Origin of the sequence: Maribacter confluentis (assembly GCF_030505015.1) — a bacterium.
Classification (GTDB): Bacteria; Bacteroidota; Bacteroidia; order Flavobacteriales; family Flavobacteriaceae; genus Maribacter; species Maribacter sedimenticola.
Map to the genome: position 1 here is coordinate 2,245,779 of NZ_JAUKUC010000001.1, position 20,288 is coordinate 2,266,066.

Consider the following 20,288-nt stretch of genomic DNA (forward strand, 5'->3'; position numbering starts at 1 on the left):
ACAATATGAAGAGAATTTTAATAACGGGAGCTGCAGGATTTTTGGGTTCTCATCTATGTGATCGGTTTATTGCAGAGGGCTTTCATGTAATTGGCATGGATAATCTTATTACGGGCGATTTAAAGAATATTGCCCATCTTTTTCCACTGGAACATTTTGAATTTCACCATCATGATGTTTCTACCTTTGTTCATCTAGAAGGTAAACTGGATTATATTCTGCACTTTGCATCCCCGGCCAGCCCTATAGACTATTTAAAGATTCCTATTGAAACGTTAAAGGTTGGTTCATTAGGAACCCTTAACCTTTTAGGATTGGCCAAACAAAAAAATTCAAGAATTTTGGTAGCCTCTACATCAGAAGTTTATGGCGACCCTTTGGTGCACCCCCAAAATGAAGAATATTACGGTAATGTTAGCCCCATAGGTCCACGTGGGGTCTATGATGAGGCTAAAAGGTTTATGGAGTCCATTACGATGGCGTATCATAGACATCATGGACTAGATACCCGTATTGTACGTATATTTAATACCTATGGGCCTAGAATGCGCTTAAATGATGGAAGGGTGGTGCCCGCGTTTATGGGGCAGGCTTTAAGAGGCGAGGATTTGACCATTTTTGGTGATGGTTCACAAACCAGGTCTTTCTGTTATATTGATGATCAGGTAGAAGGAATATACCGTTTGTTATTTAGTGATTGTGTAGAACCGGTAAATATTGGAAATCCACACGAAACGACCATAAAGGAATTTGCGGAGGAAATTATTGCACTTACAGGTACAAAACAAAAAGTAATTTACGTGCCATTGCCACAAGATGACCCCACTCAACGTCAACCAGACATTTCCAAAGCAAAAAAACTATTGGGTTGGGAGCCAAAAGTAAACAGGGCAGAAGGACTTAAAATCGTATACGATTATTTCAAATCGTTGTCTCCAGAGGAACTTCAAAAGAAGGAACATAGAAATTTTACGGATAAAACTAATTAAACCTTATTTCATCAAAAAATTACACATGAATATTTTAATACTTGGATCGGGTGGGCGTGAACATACTTTTGCATGGAAATTGGCCCAAAGTCCACGACTTTCAAAACTTTTTGTTGCTCCAGGAAATGCTGGTACAGCCACAATTTCAACTAATGTACCAATTGGTGTAAACGATTTTGAGGCAATTAAGGATTTTGTAATCAAAGAACGGATAGCAATGGTAGTTGTGGGTCCGGAGGATCCTTTGGTCAACGGGGTACATGATTATTTTTTGCAGGATGATGAATTAAAGAACATTGCGGTCATTGGACCAGAAAAACTTGCCGCAACTTTAGAGGGCAGTAAGGAATTCGCAAAGGAATTCATGATGCGCCATAATATACCCACGGCACAGTATAAAAGTTTTACGGCAAATACTGTTGAAGATGGATTTAAATTTTTAGAGGAATTAAATCCTCCTTTTGTTTTAAAGGCCGATGGTCTTGCAGCTGGTAAGGGTGTCGTAATTCTCAATGACCTTAATGAGACCAAAAAGGAATTAAAGGCCATGTTGGTCCATGAAAAGTTTGGGCCTGCCAGTACCACTGTGGTAATAGAAGAATTTTTGGATGGAATAGAATTAAGTGTTTTTGTACTTACAGATGGCATTTCATATAAAGTTCTTCCTACGGCAAAGGATTATAAACGAATTGGTGAGGGTGACACCGGACTTAATACAGGAGGTATGGGGGCAATTTCACCCGTTCCTTTTGCAAGTAAGGAGTTCATGGACAAGATAGAGCACCAAATAGTTAAACCTACGGTAGAAGGACTTAAAAAGGATAATATGCCTTATAAGGGATTTATTTTTATTGGACTTATCAAAGTTGGTAACGATCCAAAGGTGATTGAGTATAATGTACGCATGGGCGATCCGGAAACGGAAGTAGTCTTGCCAAGATTAAAAAATGATTTGGTTGAGGTTTTTGAAGCGGTTGCCAACCAGACCTTGTCCAACATTGATCTTCAATTAGATGGTCGTACGGCAACTACAGTAATGACCGTATCCGGAGGTTATCCTGGATCATATGAAAAGGGTAAGGAAATTACCGGTATAGCGTCAATCGATGATTCTTTGGTTTTTCATGCAGGAACCACATTACTTGATGGTAAGGTAGTTACCAACGGTGGTAGGGTAATGGCAATTACGTCGTTTGGCGATGACTTTAAGTCGGCCTTGAACACATCGTATAAAAATGTGGAAAAACTTTCTTTTGAAGGAATGAATTATAGAAAAGATTTAGGTTTTGATCTATAAAAGAATGGCCTTATAAAAGTTTCGTGTACTTTTATAAGGCCATTCTGGAATTCTTGTAAACTATAGGTAAGAGTGAGAAGTACTAGTGGTATCCTCATCCCCTTTATCATTATACTTTTTTAGCTCGAGCATCCAATAAATAAATGCTGCGGTTCCGATTAACATAAACAACCAGTTTACGATGTTTGACAGGGTCCAGCTTTCAGCAAATCTAAAAGGGTCCATCGTGTATTTGAATATCACATTTACAAACAAATCGGCTATACCTTCAAAAAATGATTTCATCTTATTACTATATTTACCAGCAAAAATATAAAAAGCTTAGATGATTTCAAGCATTTTTGAGAAAACAAAACCAGTCAATTTTATTATTCTCCTTGTTTTTTTGTTTCTTTTTTATTGGGGAGTTCAATTTTACTTGCTGAACAACACTATTTTAGATTTAAAAATAGGGGCAACCATAGGCATTTTGGGCACCGTGCTGTTTAGCGTTTTCGTGGTAGATTTTATTGTTAAAAGAAATAAATTAACGGCGAATAATTCTTTCGCAATTCTATATTTTACGATTCTTTTCGTGGTTTTTCCGGAAACACTGGGAGATAGTAACGCAATTTTTACCACCTTTTTTCTTTTACTGGCCATGCGTCGTTTATTGAGTATAAAATCTCTTAAGAATATTAAACTAAAAATATTTGATGCTGCTCTTTGGATATGTATTGCTAGCATTTTTTATGAATGGGCCTTGCTATATTTAATATTGGTCTTTGCGGCAATTTACATCTATGAACCTAAAAATATTAGAAATTGGCTCATCTTCCTATCCGTTGGTTTTTGTTTTTTTATGATTTTATATGGTGTTCTAGTGCTTATGGGCAAAACATCCTTCTTAACCGATCACTATGATTTTGCCGTTGATTTTAATTCATTGTTTCCCATTAAATGGTGGTCAAGTATAAAATTGACCTTGTATGCATTAATGAATATTGGTCTTGGGTTTTGGATTTTTATTAGGTTGGGCAGTACAGGCACCGGTAAGGTCACGGTTATGAGGCTCATTGCCCTTTCGTTTATTATTGGTTTAGTGGTCAATTTACTGGTAGCTTCTGAAAATACAAATGCGGTCATGATCACTTTTTTTCCTTCAGTAATATTTATGGTGAATTATCTTGAATCTATAAAAAAACCAAAATTTCTAGAATTAATACTTATAACTAGTATTGTTGCCCCTTTAATAGTATTCTTCACCAAACTTTAGTTTTGTTCTTTAAACTTTATCTTTGTAAAAAATAAAATATGTTCAGCAACTTTGCTTTTACCATTTTTAACGAGAGTATAGATAATTATCATCTTAAGGATGATGTTTATCAGGATTTCACCAATCCGTATCCGGCAGATAGTATTGAACATTTACTTTATAGAAAAAACTGGATAGATACCGTCCAATGGCATTATGAAGATATTATACGTAACCCCGAAATTGACCCTAAGGACGCATTGATCTTAAAACGTAAAATTGATGCCAGTAACCAAGATAGAACGGATTTGGTTGAATATATCGATAGTTATTTCCTAAGCAAATACCAATCGGTACAAGTAAAAAGTGAAGCTACTATCAATACGGAAAGTCCTGCTTGGGCCATTGACCGTCTTTCTATTTTAGCTTTAAAGATTTATCATATGAAGGAGGAAGTAAGCCGTATAGATGCTTCTGAGGAACATAAGGCCAAATGTCATTCCAAATTGGGTATTCTTTTGGAGCAAAAGAAAGATCTTTCCCAGGCAATAGACCAATTGATATTGGATATTGAGAACGGCAACAAATACATGAAAGTGTACAAACAAATGAAAATGTATAACGATGAGGAACTAAACCCCATCCTTCGTGGAAAAAAATAGAACACCCCATATTTTGGTCATCCGTTTATCTGCCATGGGAGATGTTGCCATGACCGTACCCATACTGTACGGACTTATAAAAAAATATCCAGATTTACATATAACGGTTGTTACCAAACCTTTTTTTAGCCCAATTATAGCACAAATACCTAGAGTCAAGGTTATTCCTGCCAATGTCAAGCAAAAACATAAAGGATTTTTTGGGCTCTGGAAACTGTATAGCGAGCTAAAGGTGTTGAATATTGATGGTGTTGCAGATTTGCACAATGTATTGCGTAGCTCAATTTTAAAACAATTCTTTAGGTTGCAATCTGTTCCCTTTATACAAATGGATAAGGGAAGAAAGGACAAAAAACAATTGACCGATCCAAACAGGAAGTTTTTTAAGCCATTAAAAACTACATTTGAGCGCTATGCTGCTGTTTTTGACAAGCTTGGTTATCCCATAGGTCTCAATGAAATGCATTCCTTGCCTAAGGAACAAATTCCTTTAAAGAAGAAGGAATTTGTTGTAACACAAACCAAAATTCAAATTGGTATAGCGCCTTTTGCAGCGTTTGCAAGTAAAACATATCCAACGGAGTTAATGGAAAAGGTTATTGCTTTACTAGATAATACCAAAAAGTATTCTATTGTTCTTTTTGGTGGATCGGAACAGGAAAAAAAGCAATTGACCGCATGGGAAAAGTCATTTACACAAGTAACGAATATTGCAGGCTTGTATGATTTTAAAGATGAATTGGCTGTGATATCCAATTTAGATTTAATGATTGCCATGGATAGCGGTAATGCCCATTTGGCAGCTATGTATTCGGTACCTACACTAACATTATGGGGCGTTACACATCCCTATGCCGGTTTTTATCCTTTTCAACAACCAATTTCAAACGCTTTATTGGCCGATCGAGAACAATATCCAAAAATACCTACTTCTATTTATGGAAATAAGGTGCCAGAGGGTTATGAAGATGTAATGAGAACCATTACCCCGGAATCCGTTGTTCAAAAAATCAATGAGATTTTAAGTGAACAGTCTTCCTAAATTGGATTAAGTGGTAACGGCTTTGGGTTCCAAACTTTTAAAATATTGTCGCAATTGTGCCATAAACCTATATTTTTTGGCACTGGGTGAACTGCCTACCATTAAGGTCCGCACGCCAAAATAAGAACTCATTAAAAAAGTGGCTACAGCTTCGCAATCTACATGTCTGTCCAAAAAACCGTTGAACTTTCCTTTCTGTAATGCGGTAATTAAATTGACCTCCCAAACCGTAACGATTTCGTTTAAATGCTGCATTATAACATCATTCTTACCATTAAACTCGGCAATGAAATTATGAAGTATACAACCGTAATCCATATCATTGTGAACGGCCGTTTCCATAGCATTATCAAAACAGGCAGTAATCAAATTTAAAGGATTTTCATGACCTTCTAATGGTTCAATTAAAGTACTGTACACTTTACGAGCCATTAAATTCTGAATGATCTGTACAAAAAAATCCTCTTTGGATTCAAAATGATAATAGAAAGCCCCTTTAGAAAGGTTCAACTCCTTTAAAATATCATCTACACTTGTATTATAATATCCCTTGGAATAAAATAGCTGTAGTCCGGTAACTTGAATTCTGTGCATGGTGGCCATGCGCTTAAGGCTCTTGTTCATAATATGTAGATTTGGGTCTAACCGACCATATGGTCTATTCAAAGAACAGATTTTATGTACTGTGGAAGTATATTTCTAGTTGAACGGCACAGTAAACTCGGTAAAAGTTGATTTTTCCGATGAAATACAAGGGAAATTTTCCCAAAAACGAACTCTTTGGTCTGTTATAATGTGTTGTTTTATAGAATGTTACAAAGTAAATATTGATTATTAAAATTGAAAACAATCTGATTTTTGAAAATGGAGGTTTTCAAAAAAATGATGAACCAGTTAGAATCCACAATCTATAATTGTCAGAGAATTGAACAAAAAAGCATAAGCTGCATTTTATTGTTTCACAAAAACCTGAAATTATTATTGGCGGATTGATATAGTAGCTTAAATGAGGTCCGGCTATAGTTTAAGGGCTGTATATTTATGTCAATGCGGAAAATTCAAGGATGATTTACAATCAATAAATCATCCTTGAATTTTTAAAATTAGGCTACCGTACCTTGGCAACTACTACCGGCCCCTGCGGTACAGCCATAGCAATGTTGGGAAATAATGATATTCCTATCATTTAATATATCCTCATTGTAGTCTTTTATATGTTTTACTTTACTGGCCACTTTTAAATCCAACATTTGGTTAAAATCGCAATCATAAAGCCAACCGTCCCAACTAATGGAAATGGTATTGGTACACATTACATTGGCAACTGCACTGGGGTTATATGCCTCTACTAGTGCATACATGTAGTCCTCATAATTTTCAGATGCGATCAAATAATCCAAAAAGCGGGCAATAGGTAAATTGGTTATCGCAAAGAGATTATGAAACTGAATGCCAAAATCCTCTTTCAGCGCTTTTTTAAAATCTTTTTCCATGGCTGCCTGATCACCGGGTAAATATGCTCCAGATGGATTATACACCAAATCTAACCTTAAATCGCTGCCCGGTAGCCCGTATCCTCTTTCATTAAGTTCTTGCAATGCTTTTATCGATTTGTCAAAAACACCGTCTCCACGTTGCTTATCTGTCTTTCCTCTGGTGTAATGGGGCATGGATGATATGACGTGCACATTGTGTTTTTTAAAGAAATCCGGCAGATCATGATATTTTTTATTGGCACGTATGATGGTCAAATTGGATCGCACGATAAAATCCTTGATTCCTGCTTTGGCGGCCTCTTCAACGAACCATCTAAAATCCGGATTCATTTCCGGTGCTCCACCCGTTAAATCCAACGTGTGGGCCCCTGTGTTCTTAATGACCTCCAGGCATAATTGCATTGTTTCCCTGGTCATAATCTCCTTACGGTCCGGTCCTGCATCCACATGACAGTGCTCGCAAACTTGATTGCACATATAACCTACATTAATTTGCAGGATTTCCAGTTTTTTAGGGCGAAGTGGAAAATGTCCAATTTTTGCAATTTGATCCTTAAAATAAGGTAGTTCCCCATCAGCAAATATTCCGCCATTAAGTATTTCTAGTTGTTTATTGGAAACCGCTAAATCGTTTCCTTTTGCCTTTAATGATTTTGTAGCCATTTTTTTAGTTGTTCGTTGTTCGTTGTTTGTTGTCGGCATTATTTAAAATGCTTCAAATTCTAACATTACAACATATAATTTCTTTTTCTTTTTAATAGATGTTTATGGTAAACACCCTATTTGCAATATCTTATTTAAATTTAGTTGATTTGGCTTCTAGAGGTGGATGCTTGGAACAACCAACAACCAAAACAAAATTTACATGGATAATTTATTGTACTTGTTCATCATTTGTACGCCATGTACTAGAGTTGCCCCACTTTCAATGGCAGCGCCAACGTGAACGGCCTCCATCATTTCTTCCTTCGTAATCCCCTTTTGTAAGCCGTCTTTGGTATAAGCATCTATGCAATATGGGCATTTAACCACGTGGGAAACGGCCAAGGCTATTAATGATTTTTCCCTAGCACTTAGTGCACCTTCTTCGAAAACCTTACCATAATAATCAAAAAATTTAGTACCAAGTTCTTCGCTCCATTCGGTAATCTTTCCAAATTTTCTTAAATCTGCAGGGTCATAATACGTATTTGCCATTTTTTTCTGTGTTTTAATTTGTTTTGAATTTTGTTGATCTTGATTAAAGTATATTGGAATTCCCTGTGCCATTTTTTCCACTTCCGGCAAAATTTCCATGTTGTCCCATATACCGGATGTAAGCGTATCTCCATAAGCTTCTGGCAAATGGTTGGCATACATTAATTTTTGAGCGGTTCCTGCATCATAGTCAAATGATTTATGGGAATAGAGAACTTTATCATCATGGATATCCATAATCATATACCAAACCCTTGCCGTACCGTCATTTGCGGGCATACCTATTACGCCTGGATTTAGCCACAATTTTTCTTTTATGGGCTGATGAAAGGGTAGTCCACAGTGTCCTGCAACGATGATATCGCTTTGGGTCTCCTTAAAAGCTTGTTGTTTGCTTTGGTCCGCGTTGGAAGCAAAAATGAACTCAGAGGTATTACCAAAATTACCATGTACTACGGTTACTTTTTTGTTCCCGTAATCAAAAGTTATGTATTCCGGTATTTCCTTCATCCAATCCAAAGAAGTTTGTGAAAGATGCCCTTTGGTATAAGGGAACCACATTTTTGAAAAATCATCACATCTACTTCCTTCCTTAAAATCGCATCCGCAATCCTCACTATCATTGGCCAATTGTAGCTCAACATTACCAGCTATGCTTATAGCACCCCATTTTCTAAATAGCTGAACGGTTTCTTCTGGTTGTGCGCAATATCCTGTAATATCACCGGTACAAATACAATTTTCCGGTGCAATACCTTCTTCCTGGGCAATGGTTATCAAACGCTCCAATGCCTGAAGATTACTATATACACCCCCAAAAAGCAACAGCTTTCCGTATTTTGTGCCAATATGTTTTATTTCTTTATCCATGTTGGTATATGATAAGCAAAAAGGCAACAAATTATGCCCCAAAAATTAACCCAAAGTAAATCGGCATACTTGCCGGTCGTAAATATCAATCCTGTCGGAAACCAGTTTAAAAGGAGTATACATCCAAAAAATATTCCCCCAAATACACTTAAATGAAAGCTCAGTATGGTAGCCTTGTCCTTCCAAAAAATAAAAATAGGTGTTAAGCCTATTACCATAGTACCGCTAATTGTGGTTGCAGATAAAATTTCTGCATTTAGAAATACAGGTATGGTACCTACTATAGCAATGATTACCATAGACCATCTACCTATGGTAAGTGTATTCCCTAATTTTAAATCTACGGCCAATAATTTTGAAAATGAGGAAAATGTAGAATCAAGAGTAGATGCCGCTGAGGTTATCATAATAAAATTAATAACCAACAAGATTACAATACCAAAGGCCTTGCCGACCTCTACGGCAGCCTGCCCTTCCATTCCTTGAGATTGGGCATACACACCAATAATACTGAACAATATAATACATAGCCCACCTAATATACTGGCCCAAACAAAACTTTTAAGGGTTACTTTAGGGTTACTAATAAAACCGCGATCCGTTAATACAGGGTCATGAAACGGATAGCTAAATGATTGTAGCACTGCTGCGAACAATAAGTTTAAGCCCGTGCCAAAGGACCAAGTTCCAGATGTAACTACCTCTGTTACGGTAACGGCATTCGAATTTCCAAAAATAGTGAACAATATTACCGCCAAAAGAATGGTAAACAGACCCATTTGAACAACATCGGTAAAAATAGAACTGCTCATTCCTCCTTTAATGACATAAGCCAATGTCAATGCCGTGAATATTAAGATCGACCAATAATACGCGGGAGAACCCATAGGGCCAAAATAGGAACCTATGACCATAGTATTGCTCCATACCTCATTGAACAAACGAATGGCAATAAGGATAGAAAATACCGATATAGCAGATTGCCCAAATTTGGAAGAAAGAAAATGGTGAATACTGGTATACCTTCCTTGCAACCGCATCTTATAAATTATCCACCCGGCTATGGCAAATGACAGATAATATCCGGCATAGGCCACACCTCCCACAATACCATAGTCCAACCCTAAATTGGCCGCATTCGTTATGCTTTTTGCAAAAATCCATGAAATGATCAGACTGCCCGTAAGCATTAAGGTATTTGGGGCTTTCTTATTCTGAACCGCTTTAAAAAATTGATTGGTATTTTTTGCCAAAGGGGAAAGTAAAAATAGCATCAAACTTGATGCTATAATTAAACCCCATTGCCAAATATTTACTTCAGTCATTTTTGTTTTTTCTCCTAACTCCTAACTTGATTATTCATCCCACCACACGGGAACATTTATACTATTGCCATCGGTTTTATTTGCGGCCTCTGCATAGTTGTTACTGTTCAATGCTTCTTCTTCTGCAGGATATGGCATTCTTACTGGAATAATATTATTGTTCAAACTTGCCGATATTGTACGTAATTGGGGAAATCCAGTTCTTCTATATTCTATCCAACCATCATAACCGTTTATCGTATTGGCAATCCATTTTTGAGTGATGATATTTTCTAGTTCCATCCCATCTTCAAGGGCTGCATTATTCATTATATAGTTTTCGGGAAGTGGTACTTGCCAATACTCAAAGGCTTGGGAAATACCCATTTGGTATAGACTTTCAGTATTACCGGATATATATCCTTTTAATGCGGCCTCTGCCAATAAAAAATGTGTTTCCATACTGGTCATGAAGTTGGCATCCAACAAACCTGTATTTTCCCTAAAAATTGTTCCCAGTAACGAATAATCCGCAACAGAAACCCCGGTAGAGGCATCAATACCATTCAGCAGGCCTTTAAAGTTGTTGTCGCCAGCATTACCTATAGGTCTATACAACCTTTCAATTCGTGGATCGTTCAATGCCTTCAAAATATCTTCCATGGTTTCCGATAGCACATAATTATTGAAATCCCCGATCCTTAGCCTTGCCAACCTAAAATTATTGGGCTCACCATCCGTAAAATTAAAAATGGCATTTTGCATGTTGGTGCCTATATAGTTATCCTCATTAAAAATGGATTGTAATTGGGGAGCTACATCTACTTTAGCAGAAATACGCATTAGGTATTTTATCTTCAACGAATTTGCAAAACGAATCCATCCTGATAAATCGCCCTCGTATAAGATGTCACCTTCTAAACCAATTGTGCCCGTATAGTTTTCCAATGCAGTTATTCCTAATTCAAGGTTGTTCAATATGCCCCCGTTATCCAAATAAATAGCTTCTTGACTATCATAAGCTGGCGTTACCGTTTCAGCATTACCTTTAAAAGCTTCCGAATAAGGGACATCCCCATATAAATCCGTCAATGCGGCGGCCATATATGCCTTTAGAATTCTTGCAGGGCCTTCATATACCGCAAATGCAGTATTTTCCTGGGAAAGGTTCAATAGTATTTCGTTGTCCCTTAAATTTTGGTACAATATTGGCCAAGGATTTCCGCCCAACTGAGGTGATTTTAGATCATGACGATCAAAAAGGTTAAAATCCAAAGCGGTACTGTATTGGCCCAATAAATTACCGGCAGTAAATCCTTCATAGGACATTTGCTCACCGTAATCATAAATGACCTGTCTCAACAAGAGGCTAGGTTGCACGGTAACGGGGGCATTGGTATTGGTATTTATTTCTTCGAAATCTCTAGTACATCCAACAAAAACCAACAAAATGAATATGTTATAAAATTTTCTCATGTTTTTTTAAAAATTAAATGAGGCCTTACATCCTATACTTCTAGAGGTAGCGTAGGACATGTCCTCTACGCCACTTATAAAACCATTGCCCTGTACGGCCAATTGTTCTGGGTCAAAATGTGGGTTTTCCGTTATTGCGAACAGGTTTTTTCCAATTAAGGACAGGTTCAATGTTGCATCTGTATTAAAAAGGTTCAGATTATTGAATGTGTAGCCAATAGCCAATTGCCGTAATTTTAAAAATGAGGCGTCATAAGTATTGTTCTCTTCATGGTTTCTATCATAAAATTGACGGTAATAGCTCTCTGCGGAAACTGCTATGGTGTTTGGAACATACACAGAGCTCTCCTCCGTACCGGTATTGACAACACCTTCGGGGACAATACCGGATTCTGGTCTAAACGCGGTTTCTGCCAACTGGCCACCCACGTTACCCAATGCTTTTGTCCTTGAAACCAAAATGCCTCCTTGCCTCCAATCTAAAAGAAAGCCTAAATTCCAATTTTTGTAGTTGAACCGATTATTAAACCCTACCATAAAATCAGGATTATAATTACCCAATTTTTGTAGATCGTTATTGGGGATGTATCGTCCTTCATCCGTCAAGATAAAATCACCATTTTCATTTCTTAAATACCCTGTTCCATACATATCACCAATTCTACCTCCTTCTTCTACCTGAAAAAATACCGTTTGGTTCTGACTGTCATATATTCGTGAATAGGCCAGTGTTAAACGGCCATCTTCTTGTGGCAGACTTTCTACTGTTGAACGGTTGATGCTAAAATTCACGGTACTGTTCCAGCTAAAATTTTCACTCACTATGGGCGATATACCCAATATGACTTCCAAGCCTTTAGAGCGGACTTCGCCGCCATTGACAACCTGTTGGGTATAACCTGACGAGATACCTATGGGCAATGCAATGATTTGATCTTTGGTCAATGCATTATAATAGGAAATATCAAAATGAAGTTGATCACGGAACAATCTTATATCCGCTCCAACTTCAAAAGAAGAGGTGCGTTCTGGCTGTAAATTAGGATTGGCAATGATATCTGTGTTACTAAAGGTAGGTTGGCCATTAAATGGGGTCTGTGCAATAAAAGTACTACTGGTCTGGTACGGATTGGTGTCATTACCTACTTGCGCCAAACTTGCCCTTAGTTTTGCAAACGATATACTTTCAGGCAGATCAATTACCTCCGACAAAATAAAACTGCTGGAAACCGATGGATAAAAGAAAGAGGTGTTTTCCACGGAAAACGGTGTGGCTAATGCACTGGACCAATCATTACGACCGGTTATATCCAAATAAAGGTAATTCTTATAACCAAATTTGACCAAACCATACAAACTATTAATGCGCTTGTTGGATTCATATTCAAATACCTCTATTGGTGATGCCGCGTTGGATAACCTAAAAATACCCGGTTGTGCCAGACTTGTGGTCTGTGATTGTGAGGTAAACGCTTGTTGGTCCAGCCTGTTTCCCCCTAAAGATACATCTACACTAACATCATTGAACCGATTGGTATAATTTAATAGAAAATCACTGTTTATCTCTCTAAAGAAAACATCATGCTCTGCATAACCACCGTTTTTAAAACGATTGGAACTATATGCCCTTCGTAGTTGACGCAATTCACTAGAATAGTCCATACCCGTTCTTATGGAAGCCGTTATATTATCCGTTATGTCATAACTGGCAGAAATATTACCAAATATACGATCCCTATTAAAGGAGTTTCTATTTTCATAAAGGATGAAATAGGGATTGTCAAAGTAAGTATAATTAAAGGAATACTGTTGAACGCCTTCTAGGCCTGGTTGCCAGTAGTCTTTAAGATTATTGATGTTAAGCGAACGTGGTCCCCAGGCAACAAGGGAATAATTGACATTTTCGGAACCGTAACCGTTAGATGGGCGGTTATCACTCTTTGAGTTGATATAACTAATGGATGAATTAATCGCTAATTTGTCAATTGGTTGAAAATTTAGTCGAGTGCCAATGGTCTGTCTGTCCAAATTAACACCGGGAATTATCGATTCACTGCGCATGTCGGTAAACGACAGTCGGTAATTTCCCTTATCAAACCCTGATGCTACGGAAATGTTATTAATAAAAGTAGTACCCGTTCTATAAAAATCCTTTAGGTTATCCTTATAGGACCTAAATTCAGTTGGTGTAATGGTATTGCCATTATATAGGGAAGTATCTCCGCCACGTACTGTTGAACCATCTGCCAAAGTAACCGGACCATCAAATTGGGGCACAAGGTTGCCTACATCCAAACGGGGCCCCCAGCTGTAGGTTATCAAATCATTGGTTCCTCCGCCCAATCCGTCCACAAATGCAAAAGCACCTGAATTTCCTTGTCCATACTCATTTTGAAAATCCGGTAATTGAAAAGCGGTATCCATAAAAAAGCTGGTATTGTAACTAATTCCCAAACCTTTTGTGTTTTTACCTGTTTTGGTTTCTATAATTATAACACCGTTAGAGGCTCTAGTACCATAAAGAGCAGCGGCACTGGGACCTTTTAAAACCGAAACTTCTGCAATATCATCTGGATTTACCTCCATTGCACCATTTCCAAAATCAATCTCCTGAAAACCTGCAGCTGCCTCATTGGTAAAATTGAAAATGGAAGCGTTGTTGATGGGTACACCATCCACCACAAATAACGGATTGTTATTGGAAAACGAGGCCTCGCCCCTTATGGTAATCTTTGAAGAGGAACCTACGCCTGTAGCGCCTTGATTAATGGTGACACCTGCAAGTTTACCCGATAGATTATCTAAAAAGTTAACCGACTTAACTTCTGTAATTCCTTCGGTATCCAAACTTTGGACTACATAACCCAACTCTTTGGTTTCCCTTTTCAATCCTAAAGCGGTCAATACTACTTCTTCAAGAATTTCGGTCGCTTCGGTTAGGGCTATGGAAATGTTTTTTTGATTATTAATCTTTAATACTTGGGTGGTATATCCCAATGCTGAAAATTCCAATTCTCCGGTGCGTGAAGGTACGGAGATGGAAAAATAACCGTCGTCATTGGTAATGGTACCGGTAGACGTACCTATCAACAAGATATTGACAAAAGGTATCGGGTTACCATTAACATCGCTAACAGTACCAGTAATGGTATCTTGAGCGTTGGCCTTGCATAGTAAAAGCAAGGTCAACACAAATAAAATGTGTTTCATAAAAGGCTTTTTGTACTACATTATCATTTATCCAACTGTTGGATAAAGGGGGATTGGGGTAAATGAATCTGCTGGAGAGCCTTTATTAAAGTAGCAGCGGGTAGCATAGCTATCTATATAGATATGGAGGGTGTAGTATAGGTGTTCAGTATTTCTTAATATACTTAGGATGAGCAACAACAGTGTGGTTGACAAACTATAAGAAAATGACAATATGGATTTTAGATCCTTTTCTGTATCAAGGTCTTGTAATACGGGTAATTGAACTACCTCTAGGGACTTTTTCTTTAGGGACAATGATATTTGTTTGAACAGGCCAAACCTTTGCCAAGGAAGGTTTTTTAAATCGTTGCTGTCAAAATTTACTCTTTGCAGTCCAAATAAATAGAAACCTCCGTCAATAGAACCTCCAATTACGGGTTTTCCTAAAGCTAACTGTTTTGCGGTATATATTAAATGCTGTGTTGTTAACTGCGGAGTGTCATTTCCTATTACGATAATATTATGAAAACCTTTATCATATATTGCCGTCATTGCATTGGTAAACCTTTCGCCAAAATTTGAGCCAATTTGCTCTTTTTCCGTGAAATGGAATACCGGCAACCCCGTTCTTCTAGCCTTGCCAAGAGTTACTTGCGTAAGAATATCGAACAGTTTTTTACTGCGTACAATAGATTTACAAACCAATTCCCGTCTGGAAGAATTGGCAAATAATAATATAGCCGTACTGTTCAATGCATTCAATGGGCAGACTTCTTTCTTGTTATTAAACTTACGTAAAAATATTGCAATGGTTTATTTTTTTTGGAATTTCTGAATTTAATAAATGAATCGAATAGATTGAATAAGTCAAAATGTCAGTGTAAACCATTCAGTCGGTTTTATCTATCAAAAAATAAGACTACATATGGTACATCATCGAAATTGGCTTGAAAAAATCGGATAAAAAGTCAATAGTGATCATTAATTAAGGGTCATTTTTAAACCTACAGACTGGTTAGTCTAAAAAATCCCTTAAAATTTCATTTATTTTTAAAAATATTTTAGCATTTATAATCGACCTTATGGCACACCTATTGACAACTTAAGATAAAAGAATTTTATTAAATTTATGTCATATGAAATCAGATACAAATACTAAAAGTGCTTGGAAAATATATTTATTTTCAGCGTTGATTGCATTTGCGGTCAGTTATGGGGTAATTGAGTTGACCAAAGAACAGACCAAATCAACTTCAGGAGTCACCGTTGTAGAATCAGTACCGGGTAGCCGAGTCCTGTATACCGCGGACAATGAAGGAAATTTTAAACCATTGGATTTTACGGACACTTCAGAAAAAGTGCTGGATGCGGTAGTGCATATAAAATCTACCCAAAATGGAACCAGCTATGGAAATCAAGGCGCACGTGAATTGCCCGATCCGTTCAAGGAATTTTTTGGTGATATGTTCAAAGGACAATCTCCTGAAGGTATGCAGTCCAGACCACGTGTTGGTACCGGGTCTGGTGTCATCATCAATGATAAAGGGTATATCGTAACCAATAACCATGTAATTGACAATGCAGATGAGGTAGAAGTTACTTTGTACAATAACGAATCATATAAAGCTACGGTAATAGGGACAGACCCAACTACAGATTTAGCATTATTACAGATTAAGGCAGATAACCTTAAAACAATGGCCTTAGTGAATTCTGATGATGTTGAGGTGGGTGAATGGGTCTTGGCCGTTGGTAATCCTTTAGGATTAAATTCTACGGTTACCGCTGGTATTGTTAGTGCAAAGGCAAGAAGTATACATATTAATACGGACAAATTTGCCGTGGAGAGTTTTATCCAAACAGATGCGGCCATTAATCCGGGCAATAGTGGAGGTGCTTTGGTAAACCTTGATGGCAATCTGGTCGGTATCAATACGGCTATAGCAAGTAGAACAGGAACCTACACCGGCTATGGTTTTGCCGTTCCAAGTAATATTGTTACCAAAGTGGTAGAAGATCTTTTAAAATATGGCAATGTTCAGCGTGGTATGTTAGGGGTTACCATACGTACCATGGACAGTAACTTGGCTAAGGAAAAGGATGTGGACTTTACAAAAGGTGTTTGGGTGGAGCAAGTTGGTGAAGACAGTGGTGCAGATTTGGCCGGTATAGAAGCTGGTGATATTATTGTAAGTGTCAATGGTAAGGAAACCACCACATCCCCTAGATTACAGGAAATTATTGCAGGCAAAAGACCTGGTGACAAAGTAATGGTTACCATTAATAGAAATGGCAGGGAGAAAGAATTAGAAGTAGAGCTTCATAATTCTCAAGGAGGTACAGATATTATCAAAAAAGAAAAGAAAGAGGTATTTAACCTTCTTGGAGCCGATTTTGAAAACTTGAGCAAAGACCTTGCTAAGAAGTTGGATATAGATGGTGGAGTTCAGGTTACAAAACTTTATCCCGGAAAAATAAAGAAGGAAACACAAATAAGAGAAAGGTTCATTATAACCCATATTGATGGTAAGCGTATTAAGGACATCAATGATATTGCCTCATTATTGGAAAATAAAAAAGGCGGGGTAATGTTAGAAGGTGTATATGAAGATGGTTCTAAATATTATTATGCCTTCGGATTGGATTCATAGTCCGCTTTAATGATTAATTTTATGCCAAGTGGATAATGTTGTCCACTTGGCATTTTTTTTGAAATTAATTCTAGATAGATGCAAATACGTTCAAAATCCATAGGATTGGTACTTTCAGGTGGTGGTGTACGCGGTATGGCGCATATAGGTGTTATCAAGGCCATGCAGGAATTTGGCCTGGAAGCAAAGGTCGTAGCCGGAAGTAGTGTAGGGGCATTGGTAGGTGCTTTGTACGCAGCAGATAAATCCGTGGTAGATATGCTTTGTTTTTTTAAGGACACACCACTCTTTAAATATAATTATTTTGCTGTTGCCAAACCCGGTCTTTTAAATACCGAACGGTTTATAGATGCGTTTCTGCATTATTTTCCTGAAGATAGTTTCGAGGCCCTTAAAAGAGAACTTTTTGTTGTGGCCACTAATTTGGAGCAAGGCGAAGAAGTGTTTATCAATGAAGGGGCATTGATTCGTGCTCTCTTGGCGTCTGCAGCTTTACCGCCCGTTTTTAGTCCCATTGAATATAATGGCGCACTACATGCAGATGGTGGTATTATGAATAACTTTCCGGCGGAACCGGTGGTAAAACTTGTAGATTATGTCATTGGCAGTAATGTGTCATTGGTTGCCAAATTGGAGAAAAAGCATTTAAACAATTCATTTCAATTGACCGGAAGGGTCACTGGCCTTATGATTTATGCGATAAATAGAGAAAAAATAAATAATTGCGATTTAATCATTGAACCACAGGAACTGGAACATATAGGTATTTTGGACCGTAGAGGTATTGAAAAGGCCTATGCCATTGGGTATGAGACCGCCGTTCGTAAATTAAGCGCAATTTTATCCAACTAGTTGAGCATGGCACTCAACAATAAGGTACCTACACCCCACAGGACTAAGGAAATTACTCCACCAATTACCAAAAAATGTTTGAATTTATATATTCCCATACTATAGATCAATGCGTTGGTTTGATAGCCTAATGGGGTGAAAAAACTAAAGTTGGACGCGAACATAACGCATAAAATAAAAGGTTTTGGGTCCAAACTTAAACCACTGGCCAATGAAATACCTATCGGTGCCATTATAATTGCCGTAGCATTATTGGAAACGACACTACTAAACAGCATGGTGGTCAAAAACAATAATCCTATAATAAATGGTGGTTGTTGACCAGCCATTAGGGATAATAGCTCCTCTGTGATCCAAGTGTCTGCTTTGGCATTGCTCATTGCAATTCCTAATGGAATCATACCTGCCAATAAGAATATGATCTGCCAATTTATCTTCTCATAGATACGGTTTAATTCAACACATTTAAACAATAGCATGGCCAATGTTCCGGTAATAACACTGGTCATAACCTCAAATACACCCGTTGCGGCCATTGCAATTGTGGCGACAAGAATTATAATAGATAGGTTTCTTTTAAAAGGTGTGGCAGGTGTACGGCCTTCATATTGGTTAAGTACCGCCAAATTGTTACTGTTCTCAAAATTTGAAACATATTCCGGTTTTGTTTGTATCAATAACCGGTCGCCCACATGAAGTCGGGTAAATTCGTGATTGCTCTGGTGAAGTCGGTTTTTTAAGATTCTTAATTTCTTTCTTTTGTTGACCGCTAGAGGTATTGCCCTTGGAATCAACATGGTTTTAAGCTCGGTTAAATTTCTACCTAAAAATTTAGATCCCGGTAACAGCAATAATTCCAACAATAAGTTTTCATCCTTAGACTGCTTAACTTCTTCGCTCTTTTTGTCAGAATCACTAACCTTTTTGATCTGGGTATTTTTCGTAGATTGAAACCTGTCATTTTTCTCAACATCAATCTCAAAATAACCTTCGCCACGCATTTTTTGAAGATTTTCCAGACTGCAATGCAAAAGGATAATGTCGTTAGGTTGAATCAATAGTTCATGATTCAATAAATTCTGGTCATAGCCATTTCTGGTGAGTCGTAAGACAGTAATATCCGTTTCCTTGAACATAAAACTTTCGCCAATTGGCTTTCCTACCAGAGGGGAATCTGCTTCAACCGTAAGGGTCAATAAATAGCGATCAAGGTCATAGTTATCAGATAGATTACCTGTGTCCTTTGGCAAAAAGCGATAGAATACTGCAATGATACCCATGGAGATGCCTAAAAAGATGACGCCCATTAACGAAAATTCAAAGAAACCAAGTTTTTCCCCTGTGTACCTTGCTGCAATATTGTTGACCAATAAATTGGTAGAGGTACCCATTAAGGTGCAACTACCACCCAATATACTGGCAAAGGAAATAGGCAACAATAATTTGCCCGGGGGGAGTTGGTATTTTTCCCGTAATTCCGCTACGATCTTAATAAATACAATGACTACCGCTGTAGAACTTACAAAAGCGGAAATGCTTCCTGCAATGAGCATAATGGCAAGCATGGCCAAAACAATGGGCCAGTTTTTCAAAATTTTTAGTCCTTTGGCCAAAAATGTAATTGCACCGTTCTCTTCTAGTCCGATCGCTAAAATCATCAAACATAGAATGGTGATGACCGCTTTGTTTGAAAAACCGCTTACAGCTTCTTCTGGAGACACCAAACCTGTCAGTAAAAGTGCGGCTATGATGCAAAAGGAAATCTTATCCATTGGAAATACCTCAAACGCAAACAGGAAAATAACTGCCGCAATGATGATAAAAACACCAATGATCTCTATGGTCATGCTTTAAATTATTGAAAATTCTATCAAAGGTATTTCAACTGCTCAATAAGAATAACTCAATCCATTTAAATTTTGGCTTAGATAAGGAAGGATTAATTAAAAAACAAAAAACGCCTATGCATGGTGCTAAACAATTTGATGGATAGGAATATCTATTCAACAGATTGCTTCAGTACGCT

The 20,288-nt window shown here is 37.5% G+C and carries 16 protein-coding genes and 1 pseudogene; 7 read left to right on the plus strand and 10 right to left on the minus strand.

Going from position 1 to position 20,288, the window contains the following annotated elements; all coding sequences use genetic code 11:
* Positions 1-5 precede the first annotated feature (5 nt).
* Both Q2T41_RS09815 and purD read left to right on the plus strand, forming a co-directional pair.
* Positions 6-989: a UDP-glucuronic acid decarboxylase family protein gene (locus tag Q2T41_RS09815; protein WP_304435934.1), complete on the plus strand. Its 984-nt coding sequence runs from the start codon at positions 6-8 to the stop codon at positions 987-989.
* 25 nt (positions 990-1,014) lie between these two features.
* The gene (gene purD / locus Q2T41_RS09820) at positions 1,015-2,286 is read left to right on the plus strand and encodes a phosphoribosylamine--glycine ligase (RefSeq protein ID WP_304435935.1); all 1,272 of its coding nucleotides are present in this window, start codon (positions 1,015-1,017) and stop codon (positions 2,284-2,286) included.
* Positions 2,287-2,346: 60 nt separating this feature from the next.
* Here the strand turns inward: purD and Q2T41_RS09825 are convergent, their stop codons facing one another.
* The gene (locus Q2T41_RS09825; RefSeq protein ID WP_144803730.1) at positions 2,347-2,571 is read right to left on the minus strand and encodes a DUF6341 family protein; all 225 of its coding nucleotides are present in this window, start codon (positions 2,569-2,571) and stop codon (positions 2,347-2,349) included.
* Positions 2,572-2,611: 40 nt separating this feature from the next.
* On the opposite strand from Q2T41_RS09825, the gene Q2T41_RS09830 reads away from it, so the two are divergent.
* The 3 genes from Q2T41_RS09830 to Q2T41_RS09840 are packed head-to-tail and all read left to right on the plus strand — an operon-like array spanning position 2,612 to position 5,224.
* Entirely contained in the window at positions 2,612-3,541 is a 930-nt protein-coding gene (locus tag Q2T41_RS09830; protein ID WP_304435936.1) for a DUF6427 family protein, read from the plus strand.
* A gap of 38 nt (positions 3,542-3,579) precedes the next feature.
* A complete protein-coding gene (locus tag Q2T41_RS09835; RefSeq protein WP_304435937.1) occupies positions 3,580-4,182 on the plus strand; it encodes a DUF4254 domain-containing protein in 603 nt (200 codons plus the stop codon).
* Complete coding sequence (locus tag Q2T41_RS09840; RefSeq protein WP_304435938.1) at positions 4,169-5,224, plus strand: glycosyltransferase family 9 protein; 1,056 nt, start codon at positions 4,169-4,171, stop codon at positions 5,222-5,224. Before Q2T41_RS09835 ends, Q2T41_RS09840 begins: the two co-directional genes overlap by 14 nt.
* Positions 5,225-5,230: 6 nt before the next feature.
* Here Q2T41_RS09840 and Q2T41_RS09845 read toward each other — a convergent pair whose 3' ends face one another.
* The 8 genes and pseudogenes from Q2T41_RS09845 to Q2T41_RS09880 all read right to left on the minus strand — a co-directional run bounded on the left by Q2T41_RS09845 (position 5,231) and on the right by Q2T41_RS09880 (position 15,521).
* Complete coding sequence (locus Q2T41_RS09845) at positions 5,231-5,890, minus strand: TetR/AcrR family transcriptional regulator (RefSeq protein WP_304435939.1); 660 nt, start codon at positions 5,888-5,890, stop codon at positions 5,231-5,233.
* Positions 5,891-6,327: 437 nt separating this feature from the next.
* Positions 6,328-7,383, minus strand: coding sequence for an arsenosugar biosynthesis radical SAM (seleno)protein ArsS (gene arsS / locus Q2T41_RS09850; protein WP_089258381.1), 1,056 nt, complete (start codon positions 7,381-7,383; stop codon positions 6,328-6,330).
* Between the two features lie 198 nt (positions 7,384-7,581).
* A complete protein-coding gene (locus Q2T41_RS09855) occupies positions 7,582-7,917 on the minus strand; it encodes an arsenosugar biosynthesis-associated peroxidase-like protein (protein WP_081819435.1) in 336 nt (111 codons plus the stop codon).
* Positions 7,918-8,151: 234 nt separating this feature from the next.
* Positions 8,152-8,787, minus strand: a pseudogene (locus tag Q2T41_RS09860) (metallophosphoesterase family protein); the annotation flags it as partial.
* Positions 8,772-10,112 carry a sodium:solute symporter gene (locus tag Q2T41_RS09865; RefSeq protein WP_304435940.1) on the minus strand — a complete coding sequence of 447 codons (1,341 nt, stop codon included), beginning with the start codon at positions 10,110-10,112 and terminating at the stop codon, positions 8,772-8,774. The pseudogene Q2T41_RS09860 and the gene Q2T41_RS09865, both read right to left, overlap by 16 nt.
* Before the next feature lie 30 nt (positions 10,113-10,142).
* Entirely contained in the window at positions 10,143-11,567 is a 1,425-nt protein-coding gene (locus Q2T41_RS09870) for a SusD/RagB family nutrient-binding outer membrane lipoprotein (protein ID WP_304435941.1), read from the minus strand.
* A gap of 6 nt (positions 11,568-11,573) precedes the next feature.
* Positions 11,574-14,777: a SusC/RagA family TonB-linked outer membrane protein gene (locus Q2T41_RS09875; RefSeq protein WP_304435942.1), complete on the minus strand. Its 3,204-nt coding sequence runs from the start codon at positions 14,775-14,777 to the stop codon at positions 11,574-11,576.
* A gap of 27 nt (positions 14,778-14,804) precedes the next feature.
* Complete coding sequence (locus Q2T41_RS09880) at positions 14,805-15,521, minus strand: TIGR04282 family arsenosugar biosynthesis glycosyltransferase (protein WP_304435943.1); 717 nt, start codon at positions 15,519-15,521, stop codon at positions 14,805-14,807.
* Between the two features lie 374 nt (positions 15,522-15,895).
* On the opposite strand from Q2T41_RS09880, the gene Q2T41_RS09885 reads away from it, so the two are divergent.
* Positions 15,896-17,410, plus strand: a complete 1,515-nt coding sequence (locus tag Q2T41_RS09885; protein ID WP_304435944.1) for a Do family serine endopeptidase — start codon at positions 15,896-15,898, stop codon at positions 17,408-17,410.
* A 78-nt stretch (positions 17,411-17,488) separates the two neighbouring features.
* Positions 17,489-18,262 carry a patatin-like phospholipase family protein gene (locus Q2T41_RS09890; RefSeq protein ID WP_304435945.1) on the plus strand — a complete coding sequence of 258 codons (774 nt, stop codon included), beginning with the start codon at positions 17,489-17,491 and terminating at the stop codon, positions 18,260-18,262.
* Here Q2T41_RS09890 and Q2T41_RS09895 read toward each other — a convergent pair.
* Entirely contained in the window at positions 18,259-20,109 is a 1,851-nt protein-coding gene (locus Q2T41_RS09895; protein ID WP_304435946.1) for an SLC13 family permease, read from the minus strand. The genes Q2T41_RS09890 and Q2T41_RS09895 overlap by 4 nt on opposite strands.
* Positions 20,110-20,288: the final 179 nt, after the last annotated feature.